Here is a 12,562-nt window from a genome sequence, read left to right on the forward strand (position 1 = left end):
CATGGCGTTTTCCGGGCTGTTACTGGCGCTGATTTCTATTGTGGTGGCGCAATGGTGGCACGGGGGCAATTTATGGGGGCTGCTGGATGGGCCCGCGTTATTGATTGTGCTGGGCGGCACCTTAGGCGCCGTGTTACTGCAAACGCCTTGGCCGCAATGTAAGGCGGCGGTGCTGGCCTTGAAAGGCTTGTTTAATGCCAAGCCATGGCCTTTTTATGAGCAAGCTTCGCGGCTGTTGCATTGGTCTCATCAGGCGCGCCAAGAAGGTTTTTTAGCTTTGGAGTCGAAAGCGGAGTTGACGACGATTGATGACTTTACTCGCCAAGGCTTGCAATGGGTAGTAGACGGCACCGAGCCCCAAGCATTAGAACAATTACTGGATAACGAACTCAGTCGCATCGAAGAACAAAAAGAGCTGGAAGCCCAAGTCTATGAAGCCATGGGCGGCTATAGCCCCACTATCGGTATTATTGGTGCCGTGTTGGGCTTGATCCAAGCCATGTCGAACTTAGATGATCCCAGCCAATTGGGCACAGGCATAGCGGTGGCTTTTGTGGCCACCTTATATGGTGTGGGCTTGGCCAACTTATTATTGCTGCCGTTGGCGAATCGTTTGCGCTCTGTGTACCGCTTAGAGTTGCGTTATCGGGAGCTGACCGCCATTGGTTTATTGGCCATTGCACGCGGCGAGAGTAGTTTGAGCGTGAGCCGCCAATTGGCGCAATATCAAGGTCAGCGCCAATGAGGCGTCGCTCGCTGGCTACGCGGGCGGGGGGCGGCCATTACGCCACGGGGGCGGATCGCTGGTTGGTGTCCTATGCGGATTACATGACCTTGGCCTTTGCGCTATTTGTGGTCTTGTATGCGCTGCATGCCAATAAAACCGAATTACAACAACCGCTGCTCGATGGTATGGAGCAAGCCTTTGTGCGCTTAAGCGGTGAGGCCAAACCGGCACAAGCGGCCAATTCCATGGTCAGTAACACCGATGAATTAGAGGCACAAGGCACCGGCAATCCGTTAACGGCAGAGGATATCAGCTTAGCCAGCGTCAAGGCACAGCTGGAGTTAAGACTGGGGCCTTTGCTAGAGAAAAATATGTTGGCCTTAGAGCAAGAAGGTGACTGGCTGACTTTAAGCTTTGATGGTCGCTTAGTGTTTGCCAGTGGCAGTGCGCTGCTCAGTGGTAATGCGGACACCATTTTAAACGCGGCCTTGCCCGTTTTGGCTGAGGTGAATCATTTTATTCGGGTGCGCGGCTATGCGGACAATCTGCCGGTGAGCAATGAGTTATATGCCTCTAATTGGCAGCTCTCGGCCGAGCGGGCGCGAGTCGTGTTGGAATGGTTGCAGCGTCACGGCATCGCCGCCCCGCGTTTAAGCTTGGAGGCGTTTGGGGAATTTCGGCCGCAACAAAGCCAATTACTCGATGATGCTCTTACTAACTCAAATCGAGCAAACAACAGACGCGTAGAAATTGCGATTGCTACGCAAACATGGCTTGCGCCCACGGCCTTGCCATCTCGACCTTTGGGCACAGAGCCGAGTGCTGAACCGGACTCTGGTCAAGGTTTGGGCCAAGGTTCAGGACAAAAATCAGAGCTTAGAGTATATGAGTTACCCAATGGTGGTATTCGTATTGGTACTAGTGCGACACAAGATGGGATAACACAGTGATTGTCTGGACAGTAGCAAATCAAAAAGGTGGCGTTGGCAAGACCACAAGCGTGGTGGCGTTGGCCGGTTTGCTGGCGCAGCGCAATAAACGGGTGTTGCTAATCGACACAGATCCGCACGGCTCATTGACCTCCTATTTTAACTACGAAATGGACAGCCTGCCTTATAGCCTGTTCGATTTGTTTCAAGCGCCGAGGCCGACGCGGGAGCTGTTTTCTAAGGTGGCTTTGGTCACCCGCTTTGATGGTTTAACTTTATTGCCGGCTTCTATCTCGCTGGCCACATTAGAGCGTACTTCCAGCACCCGCGAGGGCATGGGGCTGGTGTTAAAGCGCTTATTGGTGGAAATAAAAGATGATTTTGATGTGGTGATCATCGACTGCCCGCCGGTGTTGGGCGTAATGATGGTCAATGCGTTGGCCGCCTGTGACCGCATTGTAGTGCCGGTACAAACCGAATTCTTAGCGCTCAAAGGATTAGAGCGCATGGTCAGCACCTTTAAGCTGATGCACAGAGCCAAGAAAGAGGGCTTTAAATATACGGTGGTGCCGACTATGTTCGACCAAAGAACTAAGGCCTCGGTACACAGTTTGGAAAGCTTACAGCAGGATTATGAGGGTAACTTATGGCCGTCTTGTATTCCGGTGGACACCAAATTTCGTGATGCCAGCTTGCGCCATGAGCCGCCTTCTTATTACGTAAAAGGCAGTCGGGGGGTGTTCGCTTATCAAGGCTTACTGCGCTATTTGTGGCAGCTTGATGGGGTGGAGACGGCCTTATGAAACAGCCTTATGCCGATGTACTGGAAGATTATTTTGGTGCCCTGTTGGATGAGGGCACAAGGTTGGATGAACAAGCAAGCCCAGCGGTGGCGCTTGCGCCAGAACTTAAGCCTGAGCCTGAGCTTAAGCCGGCTTTAGCACTTGAGCCTCAAGTAACAGCCGCCCCCGCGCCTGTGTTGCCCTATGCAGAACCGACAGAGGCTGAACGTCGCTTAGCATTAGAGGCCTTGTTAGCACAGGTGGCCGAGCTTAAAGAAGAAGAGGCGGCGGCCAGCACTCTGGAACTGCCAACGCTCACGCAGCCACTCACGCAACAACAAGTATTGCCAGAGCCGTTAGCTGAGCCAGCGCCATCAGTAGAGCCTAAACCGTTAGTTGAAGAGGTGCAGCCCGAGCCTAAGGTTGAGCTCTTAACTGAGTCGTTAGCTGAACCAATGGCTGCGCCGGCCATCATTGCGCCTGAACCAGAGGTCGCGGTTGATCTTGAACTGGAAGCCCAATTAGCTGGCGAACAGGCATTGGCCGCCCAAGACGCCGCTTGGCGTAATATGGACACAGAGCACAGCTTTCAAGTGTTATTTTTTGAAGTAGCGGGCATGACCTTTGCCGTGCCGCTCACCCATTTGGGTGGTATTTATCAAGTGTCTAAGCTGACCAGCTTGTTTGGTAAGCCGCACTGGTTTGCGGGGGTACAAACCGAGCGAGATCGCCAAATTTATGCGGTAGACACGGCGCGCTGGGCCATGCCCGGCCATACCGAGAAAGAAGAGTACGCATACCTAGTGACACTGGGCGAGAGCCAATGGGGTTTGGGGTGTCATCAGTTGAAAGGCACGGCGCTATTAACTCGAGATCAGGTAAAATGGCGGGCGACACCCGGTGCTCGACCTTGGTTGGCGGGCATGGTAAAAGAAAAAATGTGTGCCTTACTGCATGTAGACGCCTTGATTGCGCTACTGGAGCAGGGTAAGAATATTGACGGACAACAGGTCTGAGCAGGCATAAGGGTAATCTATGAACAAGAATCGTAATGTAGCTGAAAGTCTTAGCGATGATGAAGTATTGCAGTGGGTCACCTTTTGTTTAGACAATGAGACCTATGGTATTAACGTAATGCAGGTACAAGAAGTGCTGCGTTACAGCGACATAGCGCCGGTGCCGGGTGCCCCTAACTATGTGCTGGGCATCGTTAACTTGCGCGGCAACGTAGTGACGGTACTGGATACTCGCTTGCGCTTTGGTCTGCCCACGACCGAGGTTAGCGATAATACGCGGATCGTTATTATCGAAGCGGAAAAGCAAGTGATCGGCATTATGGTCGATAGCGTGGCTGAGGTGGTGTACTTAAAATCATCAGAAATTGAAACCGCCCCTAACGTGGGCACCAGCGAAAGCGCCAAGTTTATTCAAGGCGTGTGCAACCGTGACGATCAGCTGTTGATCTTGGTCGACTTAGACAAGTTATTGTCTGATGACGAGTGGGACGAGTTGGGACAACTGTAATGTGGTTTGAGCCTGCTTTTATTCTGGCGGCGCTGGCCTTGGTAGTCGGCATTGTCGCCTTGTTTGTGGCCTGGTCTATGTGGCGACAAAGTCAGCGCAAGCTGGAGGCCATGAGTCGATTAATGCGCGAGCTCACCCGCACCCGAGAAAGTTATCGCAAGCAAATAGAAGAATTGCAGGCGGCAAACATCGGCATGGGTAATAAAGTGGGTGAGCTGTATCGCCAACAAGATAAACTCAGCGAACAACAGCAAGAATTAGCGCTCAAAGATCCGCAAGGCAAGTTGTACAGTCGCGCCACGCGCATGGTGCAATTGGGCGCCGATATCGATGAAATCATGGCCGAGTGCGAAATGCCCCGAGCCGAAGCTGAACTGCTGATCACCTTACATCGGCAATAGTTTAAAAACAGCTGATAGCGCCGAGCGCCCAGCACCTAGCTTAAGACCAACACCGAGCCCTGCGCTCGGTGTTTTGCTTTGTGGCTAATGTGAATGGTGAGAGCAATGTTGAATGCTTAATTTTGAATTTTTAATTAAATAAATAGAACGGCCCCGTTCGATAAATATAAACAGTGTAAAGCCGTGCCTCATACTCTTTACCTACAACATGCCACCTACAAAAGACGTACCTTGTAGCCCGCAACTTGTTTGCGGGGCCAGCGTAGCTGGATGGTCTTAAAATCTAAAAACCAAAACAAACCGTGGCTCATACTCTTTACCTACAACATGCCACCTACAAAAGACGTACCTCGTAGCCCGCAACTTGTTCGCGGGGCCAGCGTAGCTGGCGGGTTTAAAGATTTACGCCTGCGGCCTAATGCGAGAACAAGCTCCTGCGTGGAGGTGTGCTGTTCGGTCAACGCTCTGCGATCGGCTTGTGGCTTCCACGCCGTAGCGTGGGAAAAGGCCGTGGCTAAGGGTAGAACTTGTGCGCCAGATCCTGCTGCGCAGGATTTCGCGGCTGAAGCATGGGACTACATTCGTGCAGTAAGTGAATATCCCTCCGTTGCTTCAAACGCGTATGTAGGCGCTGCCACATCCCCACTCCGATGTTTCGTATACCGCCGTATTGTTATCTTCATGCGGTAGCTAATGTCGGTTCGTACACTAGAACCTGCGTTGCAGGTTTTAGCTGCGCGATATCTTTGCTTCGCTGTTTTATGTGTTGCTCCATTTCCTTAAAGCTGGATTAAGATCAATGCATTAACAAGGTTATCGGTATCACGCTTCTTGCTTTATCACGTGGTTTCTTTCTGCATATATCAGTGCTCTGTGCTAAACTGGCGGCCATTTTTAATGGTCTATGTTGTTGCTGGCGAAGCTCGCCACATACGGTTGCCACAAATGGTTGTCAATTATGCTAGAAGCTAGAAGCTTAACCTGTGTCCGTGAGGAGCATACGCTGTTTAGCGAGCTATCGCTGAGCTTAGCGCCCGGTGATCTGGTGCAGGTTGCAGGCCCAAATGGGGTAGGTAAAACCAGCTTATTGCGGTTGCTGGCGGGCTTGTCGCGCCCTTATGGCGGCGAGATTTATTGGCAGGGCAACAACATAGAGCAATATAGAGACGAGTATCACCAAGACTTGCTCTATCTGGGCCACCAAGCGGGCATTAAACATGAGCTGACTGCACTGGAAAATTTAGCGTTCTTTCAGCGCATGCACCACAGCCAAAGTGACGCTAATTTGTGGGATGTCTTGGCGCAAGTGGGCTTAGCGGGTCTGGAAGATCAAACCGCGGGCCAGCTGTCGGCGGGACAAAAGCGCCGTGTAGCCTTGGCCAGATTGTGGCTGGGCGGCCCTAAGTTGTGGATTTTAGATGAGCCTTTTACCGCCATCGACAAACAAGGGGTGAAGGTGCTGGAGCAATTGCTGTTGGATCATACCGCCGCAGGCGGCATGGTGCTGATCACTACCCACCAAGACTTGTCTTTGTCGGCACAGCGTGCCCGTATCTTGCAGATGACACCCCATGAAGAGGAGCCCGCATGAGAGCCATGTTTAGCGGTGTGCTCCGCCGAGAGTTAACCTCGGCCTTGCGCCGGCGTGGGGACATCTTAAACCCCTTGTGGTTTTTTATTATCGTGATCACCTTGTTCCCACTCGGGATTGGCCCTGAGCCTGCGCAATTAGCGCGTATTGCGCCGGGTATTGTGTGGGTGGCGGCGCTGTTATCGTCGTTATTAGCGCTGGAGCGCTTATTTAGAGATGACTTTTTAGACGGCACCTTGGAACAATTAATGCTGATGCCCTGTCCTTTACCGGTATTGGTGTTGGCTAAAGTGGTGGCGCACTGGTTTTTAACCGGTTTACCCTTGTTGCTGTTATCGCCCTTGGTGGCGGTGTTACTGAGCTTAGATATGGTGGCCTTTAAGGCGGTATTTTGGACGCTATTGTTGGGCACGCCGATCTTAAGCTTGCTGGGCGCCATCGGCGTGGCGCTGACAGTTGGCATTGGTAAGGGCGGGGTATTGTTGAGTTTATTGACGCTACCGCTGTATATTCCGGTGTTGATTTTTGCCACTTCGGCCATAGATGCGGCAAATTTTGGAGTGCCTTATGACGGACAATTGGCAATTTTAGCCGCCATGTTAGTGGGCAGTATTACCTTGGCACCATTTGCCATCGCCTCTGCCTTGAGAGTGAGCGTTAACTAGGCTGGGTTAAGGTGTTTTGCCCGGCCAATATACGATATCTTATGCCTAAATATACAAGTGCCGACGTGTACAAGTGCCTAAATATACAAGTGCCGACGTGTACAAGCGCCTAAAACGCACAATGTTTAAACGTACAGTGTCTACAAGCGCCAATGGTCTTAACGGCATAAGTCAGTGAACAATAACTAATACTAAATAGGGTCTGTGAGCACTATGTGGAAATGGTTACATCCTTACGCTAAACCTGAGCAGGCTTATCGGCTCGCAGGATTATGGCTACCTTGGTTTGCCGCGCTCAGTGTGGTGACATTCGCCGTTGGCTTGGTGTGGGGCTTGGCCTATGCGCCGGCGGATTATCAGCAAGGTGATGCCTTTCGCATTATCTATATTCACGTGCCTGCTGCTATTTTGTCGATGGGCGCTTATTCGTCCATGGCCATTGCCGCCTTCGTGGGCTTGGTCTGGCAGATCAAAACCTCGGATATGGCGGTGGCTGCCATTGCGCCCGTGGGTGCGGTGTTTACCGCCATTGCCTTATTTACCGGTGCCGCTTGGGGCAAACCTATGTGGGGCGCTTGGTGGGTGTGGGATGCACGCTTAACCTCTGAGCTTATTTTGTTATTTTTATATTTAGGCGTGATTGCCTTATATAACGCCATTTCCGATAAAGTATTGGCGGGGCGCGCGGCGGGCATTTTGGCGTTGGTAGGGGTGATTAATTTACCCATCATTCACTACTCGGTAGAATGGTGGAATACCTTGCACCAAGGAGCCAGCATCACTAAGTTTGACCGGCCTTCCATTGCCAACGATATGTTGTGGCCGTTACTGCTGATGATAGTAGCCTTCAGTGCCTTCTTAGGTGCCGTGACTTTGATGCGCCTGCGCAATGAATTAATCCGACGCGAGTCGCATCGCCCTTGGGTGCTGCAGTTGGCGGAGAAAGAACATGAAATTTGATACTTGGTCAGCATTTTGGGCCATGGGCGGCTACGGCTTTTATGTGTGGCTGTCGTTTGGTTTCACCTTGGCCATATTGCTTGCAATTGTGTGGTCAACCTTGGCAACGAAAAAAAGCCTGCTGCGTGGCGTTAAACAAAAGCAGCAACGGGCAGAACGTCGTAAGGCCGCTCAGAAGTTGGAGAATACGTTATGAATCCTAGACGTAAGAAGCGCATGGCACTGCTGGTCTCAGTGGTGTTGGGGTTATCGCTGATGACCGGATTAGTACTGTACGGCCTGCAGCAAAATATCGACCTGTTTTATACCCCTACTGAATTAGTACAAGGCAAAGGCGATACTAAGGTTAAACCCGAAGTGGGCCAGCGTTTGCGCATTGGCGGCATGGTCGTGCCAGGCTCGGTGAGCCGTGACCAAGAAAGCTTAAAAGTCAGCTTTGATTTGGTGGATGCGGGCGGTGAAGAGATTACCGTGGTGTTTGAAGGCATTTTGCCGGACTTATTTCGAGAAGGGCAGGGCATAGTGGCCCAAGGGCATTTAGCAGATGCCCGCACCATTACCGCCTTTGAAGTACTGGCCAAGCACGATGAAGAATACATGCCGCCGGAAGTGGCCGAGGCGCTCAAGGGAATTGAGCATGTGAAACCCGAGTATTCCCCAGAGCAAATCAAAGGAAGCCGTTCATGAGCTCCACCCTAGGTATTATTCCCGAATTAGGGCAATTTAGTATGATACTCGCGCTGGCCGCGAGTTTAATCCTAAGTATTTATCCGCTAATTGGCGCCTCTCGTGGTAACGCCAGCATGATGTTGCTAGCGCGCCCCTTGGCTTATGCCATGTTTGGCTTTTTGCTGTTTTCATTTGGCTGCTTAACTTGGGCCTTTATCGACCACGACTTTAGCGTTATTTATGTGGCCTCTAACTCCAACAGCTTACTCCCCCTGGAATATCGTATTTCTGCGGTGTGGGGTGCCCACGAAGGCTCCTTACTGCTGTGGGTACTGATCCTCGCGGGTTGGGCGGCAGCCGTGGCGCGTTTTAGTCGCACCTTGCCGCTGGATGCCGTGGCGCGGGTGTTAAGCGTAATGGGCATGATAGCTGTTGGCTTCTTGCTGTTTGTGATTGTCACCTCTAATCCCTTTGCGCGTACCTTGCCGTTTTTCCCGATCGATGGTCGTGACTTAAACCCCATGCTGCAAGACCCTGGACTAATCTTCCATCCGCCTATGTTGTATATGGGTTATGTGGGCTTGTCGGTGGCGTTTGCCTTCGCCATTGCCTCATTGATGACCGGTAAATTGGATGCGGCTTGGGCCCGTTGGTCACGCCCGTGGACCATGGCAGCTTGGATATTTCTCACTGCAGGTATCGCACTGGGCTCATGGTGGGCGTATTACGAGCTAGGCTGGGGCGGCTGGTGGTTCTGGGATCCGGTAGAAAACGCTTCCTTTATGCCATGGTTGGCGGCCACCGCCTTGATCCACTCACTGGTGGTTACTGAAAAGCGCGCCACCTTTAAAGCGTGGACCGTATTGCTGGCCATTATGGCGTTCTCACTGAGCTTACTCGGTACTTTCTTGGTGCGCTCAGGCGTCTTGGTATCGGTACACGCCTTTGCCTCAGATCCTACGCGTGGTTTGTTTATCTTAATCTTCTTTATGTTGGTGGTGGGCAGCTCCTTGTTGCTGTACGCCATTAAAGGCGCTCAAGTTAAAAGCCACGGTAAGCATGAATTAGCCAGTCGCGAAAGTATGTTGCTGGGTAACAACATCATGCTGATGGCCGGTCTATTTGTGGTGCTGGTGGGCACTATCTTGCCTTTGATCCACAAAGAAATAGGCCTTGGTAGTATCTCCATTGGTGCACCTTTCTTTAACGGCATTTATGCTTGGCTGATTATTCCCTTTGCCCTGTTAATGGGTGCCGCACCGCTGTTTCGCTGGCGCCGCCAGAGCATGAAAGAGATCAATGGCAAATTAGTGTTGGCATTGGTGGCGGCCGCCGCCATTGGTGTGGCACTGCCTTGGTACTTTGCTGAAGAGTTTAAAGTGTGGGCGGCTATCGGCTTGAGCTTGGGCGCCTTTATTGTGATCACCAGTGTGCAAGAAACTTGGGTGCGCGCCACCCACAGGCACAGCTTTGGCACCGGTATTCGCAAACTCGGCAACAGCCACTGGGCCATGTTCCTCGGCCACTTAGGCATGGCGGTGACCATTATTGGCATCAGCTGTACTCAGCTGTATAGCATTGAAAAAGACGTGCGCATGGCCACTGGCGATAGCGTGACTTTCTCTGGTTATACCTTCACCTTTGAAGGCACCAAACACGCAGACGGCGCTAACTATCAAGGCTTTAAGGGGGTGATTGCGGTCAGCAAAGACGGCAAAGTGCTGCCACCGCTTAAGCCTGAAAAACGCCTGTATTTAGTGCAGCGCATGCCGATGACTGAAGCAGCCATTAGCGCCGGTATTACCCGTGACTTGTATGCGGCATTGGGTGAAGAGTTAGACGATGGCTCTTGGGCAGTGCGTCTGTATTACAAACCCTTTATTCGTTGGATTTGGTTCGGTACTTTGTTTATGGTCATCGGTGGCATCATTGCCATTGTGGACAAACGCTATCGCATTGGCGGTAAAACTTTTGCCAGTAAAACTATTACCGGTAAAAAAGAGCAGGAGGCGCTATGAACCGCCGGGTATTAATTTTATCCATCCCGCTGATCATTTTTTTGCTGGGCTGTGTGTTCTTGTTTAAGGGCTTGTTTTCCGACCCACGAAAATTAGAGTCGGTATTGCTGGACCAGCCCGTGCCGGAGTTTGCACTGACCTCTTTGCAAAACCCTGCTCAAGAATACAGTCGCACTATTTTTACCGGCAAGCCGATGCTGCTTAACGTGTGGGCCACTTGGTGTCCTACGTGTCGGGCGGAACATGAGTTCTTAAATGAGCTACAGGCCAAGGAAGATATTTATATTGTCGGCATGAACTACAAGGATGAACGGTCTAAGGCTTTGCGCTGGTTAAAAAACCTCGGCAACCCTTATGCCATCGACTTGTATGATCCCGACGGCATGTTAGGGCTGGATTTGGGCGTGTACGGTGCGCCGGAAACCTTTCTTATCGACAGTAAAGGCATTATTCGTTATCGCCACGTGGGTGATTTAAACGACCGAGTCTGGCAACAGACGGTAAAGCCAATTTTTGAGCAGATGGAGTAAAGCCATGCGTTTATGCTCTATGTTGATCGTATTAATGAGCCTGTGGGTTACGCCCGCCATGGCCGCGATTGATGTCTATGAATTTAGCTCGCCCGAGCAAGAAAAGGTGTTTCATCAGCTGACTCGCGAGCTGCGTTGCCCTAAATGTCAGAATCAAGACATCGCCGACTCGGATGCGGAGCTGGCCAAAGACTTGCGTGACAAAACCTATGTGATGTTGCACGAAGGCAACAGCAAGCAAGATGTCATCGATTATATGGTGGCCCGCTATGGCAACTTTATTCTCTATAGGCCGCCTTTTATGGCGTCAACCATGATCTTGTGGTTTGGTCCTGTGATAGTGATCTTGCTGGGCATTTTCCTTGTCATTAGGCGCACGCGTAAGCAGCCACGTAACTTGGCCGATAACGCGCTGAGTGCAGAGCAACAAGCGCGCTTAAATGAATTGCTGAAAAAAGACAAAGAGAATTAATATGATATTATTTTGGATTGGCAGCGCCTTGCTGACGCTGATTTTGGCGCTGGTTATTATCTTGCCGCTCACCCGTGGGCGCGCTGAGTCTAGCCACAGCCGTAATCAGCTGAATACCGAGCTTTATAAGCAGCGCTTACAAGAGTTAGAAGACGATCGCGAGCAAGGCTTGCTGGAAGAGGGTGAATTAGCCACTCAAGAGTTACAAAAAAGCCTGCTGGACGATGTGGTCGTCGAACAGCCTCAGCACTATAAGCGCGGCATGTATTTGTGGTTGCCGGCGGTGCTGATAGTAGTATTGGTGGGGTATTTGGGTTATTTCCAGTTTGGTGCCTATGACCGAGTATCAGAATGGCAGCACAACAGTGGCCGTTTAAGTGAACTGACGCAGAAAGTGTTGCTTGAGCCAGATGGCGATGTGACCGAACAAGATATGATGGACTTGATCCAAGCGCTGCGCACTAAGTTGTATACCGATGGCGATGACTTTCGGGGTTGGTTGCTGCTGGGTCGCTTAACGCTGGAAATGCGCGACGGTGAAACCGCCCGTGATGCCTTCGAGAAAGCCATGACTTTAACTGACGATCCAGAGCAAGTGATGGTGCCTTATGCAGAAGCCTTAGCCATTAGCGGTGAAGAACTGCGCGCCGAGAGCATGATCAAGCAAGCATTGGCTAAAGATCCGAATAACCTGGAAGCATGGTCGGTGTTTGCTTTTATGGCCATGCAGCAAAATAATTTAACTGCCGCCATCGCCCGCTGGGAGCAAATTTTAAAGCGCATGGCACCGGATAATCCGCGTTACGCCATGATTGAACGCTCGGTCGACTATGCCAAAGAACGTTTAGCAGAAGATGATCAGGCGCCCATTACCGGGCCTCGTTACCAAGTGGAAGTGAATACCAGCACTAACACGCCGTATCATCCGGCTGCGGTATTATTTGTGTACGCCATGGATGCAGCGGGTGATGATGTGCCATTAGTGGCCCAGCGCATTGAGAACCCGTCGTTCCCGCTCACGCTGACTTTGTCTAACAAGGACGCCATGCGCCCAGATGTTAATATGAACGGTCGTGATAACGTGATCATCAAGGCACGTTTAGCACCAAGCGGTAACGTGACCGATAAAACCGGCGCTTGGGAAGGGCGCAGTGGCGTACTGAGCACGGCGAAAGACCGAGAGTTGATGGTGGTGATTGACACCGAACTCTAATTGTTAGCCTTTGCAGGCTATTTACTGATAAAACCGGCCCCTGTGGCCGGTTTTGCACGATAATAAGATAACCACACCGCG

Annotated in this window: 15 protein-coding genes; all 15 read left to right on the forward strand. The window is 51.4% G+C overall.

Annotated elements, in window-relative coordinates:
* Position 1 precedes the first annotated feature (1 nt).
* The 15 genes from CBP31_RS12845 to ccmI all read left to right on the forward strand — a co-directional run bounded on the left by CBP31_RS12845 (position 2) and on the right by ccmI (position 12,481).
* A complete protein-coding gene (locus CBP31_RS12845; RefSeq protein ID WP_087037904.1) occupies positions 2-745 on the forward strand; it encodes a flagellar motor protein in 744 nt (247 codons plus the stop codon).
* A complete protein-coding gene (locus CBP31_RS12850) occupies positions 742-1,677 on the forward strand; it encodes an OmpA family protein (RefSeq protein ID WP_087037906.1) in 936 nt (311 codons plus the stop codon). The genes CBP31_RS12845 and CBP31_RS12850 overlap by 4 nt, the downstream gene beginning before the upstream one ends.
* Positions 1,674-2,459 (forward strand): ParA family protein, encoded by a 786-nt coding sequence (locus CBP31_RS12855; protein ID WP_087037909.1) that lies wholly within the window; start codon positions 1,674-1,676, stop codon positions 2,457-2,459. Before CBP31_RS12850 ends, CBP31_RS12855 begins: the two co-directional genes overlap by 4 nt.
* Entirely contained in the window at positions 2,456-3,454 is a 999-nt protein-coding gene (locus CBP31_RS12860; RefSeq protein ID WP_087037911.1) for a chemotaxis protein CheW, read from the forward strand. Before CBP31_RS12855 ends, CBP31_RS12860 begins: the two co-directional genes overlap by 4 nt.
* Positions 3,455-3,473: 19 nt before the next feature.
* Complete coding sequence (locus CBP31_RS12865) at positions 3,474-3,962, forward strand: chemotaxis protein CheW (protein ID WP_087037913.1); 489 nt, start codon at positions 3,474-3,476, stop codon at positions 3,960-3,962.
* The gene (locus CBP31_RS12870) at positions 3,962-4,363 is read left to right on the forward strand and encodes a DUF2802 domain-containing protein (protein ID WP_087037915.1); all 402 of its coding nucleotides are present in this window, start codon (positions 3,962-3,964) and stop codon (positions 4,361-4,363) included. Before CBP31_RS12865 ends, CBP31_RS12870 begins: the two co-directional genes overlap by 1 nt.
* 955 nt (positions 4,364-5,318) lie before the next feature.
* Entirely contained in the window at positions 5,319-5,954 is a 636-nt protein-coding gene (gene ccmA / locus CBP31_RS12875; RefSeq protein ID WP_322348439.1) for a cytochrome c biogenesis heme-transporting ATPase CcmA, read from the forward strand.
* Positions 5,951-6,619 carry a heme exporter protein CcmB gene (ccmB, locus tag CBP31_RS12880; protein WP_087037919.1) on the forward strand — a complete coding sequence of 223 codons (669 nt, stop codon included), beginning with the start codon at positions 5,951-5,953 and terminating at the stop codon, positions 6,617-6,619. Before ccmA ends, ccmB begins: the two co-directional genes overlap by 4 nt.
* 213 nt (positions 6,620-6,832) lie before the next feature.
* A complete protein-coding gene (locus CBP31_RS12885; protein WP_087037921.1) occupies positions 6,833-7,579 on the forward strand; it encodes a heme ABC transporter permease in 747 nt (248 codons plus the stop codon).
* A complete protein-coding gene (gene ccmD / locus CBP31_RS12890; protein ID WP_087037923.1) occupies positions 7,569-7,775 on the forward strand; it encodes a heme exporter protein CcmD in 207 nt (68 codons plus the stop codon). The genes CBP31_RS12885 and ccmD overlap by 11 nt, the downstream gene beginning before the upstream one ends.
* Positions 7,772-8,266: a cytochrome c maturation protein CcmE gene (gene ccmE, locus CBP31_RS12895; protein WP_087037926.1), complete on the forward strand. Its 495-nt coding sequence runs from the start codon at positions 7,772-7,774 to the stop codon at positions 8,264-8,266. The genes ccmD and ccmE overlap by 4 nt, the downstream gene beginning before the upstream one ends.
* A gap of 14 nt (positions 8,267-8,280) precedes the next feature.
* The gene (locus CBP31_RS12900; protein WP_087038767.1) at positions 8,281-10,266 is read left to right on the forward strand and encodes a heme lyase CcmF/NrfE family subunit; all 1,986 of its coding nucleotides are present in this window, start codon (positions 8,281-8,283) and stop codon (positions 10,264-10,266) included.
* A complete protein-coding gene (locus CBP31_RS12905) occupies positions 10,263-10,796 on the forward strand; it encodes a DsbE family thiol:disulfide interchange protein (protein WP_087037929.1) in 534 nt (177 codons plus the stop codon). Before CBP31_RS12900 ends, CBP31_RS12905 begins: the two co-directional genes overlap by 4 nt.
* A gap of 4 nt (positions 10,797-10,800) precedes the next feature.
* Positions 10,801-11,268, forward strand: a complete 468-nt coding sequence (locus CBP31_RS12910) for a cytochrome c-type biogenesis protein (protein ID WP_087037932.1) — start codon at positions 10,801-10,803, stop codon at positions 11,266-11,268.
* A 1-nt stretch (position 11,269) separates the two neighbouring features.
* A complete protein-coding gene (ccmI, locus tag CBP31_RS12915) occupies positions 11,270-12,481 on the forward strand; it encodes a c-type cytochrome biogenesis protein CcmI (protein WP_087037935.1) in 1,212 nt (403 codons plus the stop codon).
* The last annotated feature ends 81 nt before the right edge of the window (positions 12,482-12,562 follow it).

It is taken from the genome of Oceanisphaera profunda (assembly GCF_002157895.1).
Taxonomy (GTDB): Bacteria; Pseudomonadota; Gammaproteobacteria; order Enterobacterales; family Aeromonadaceae; genus Oceanimonas; species Oceanimonas profunda.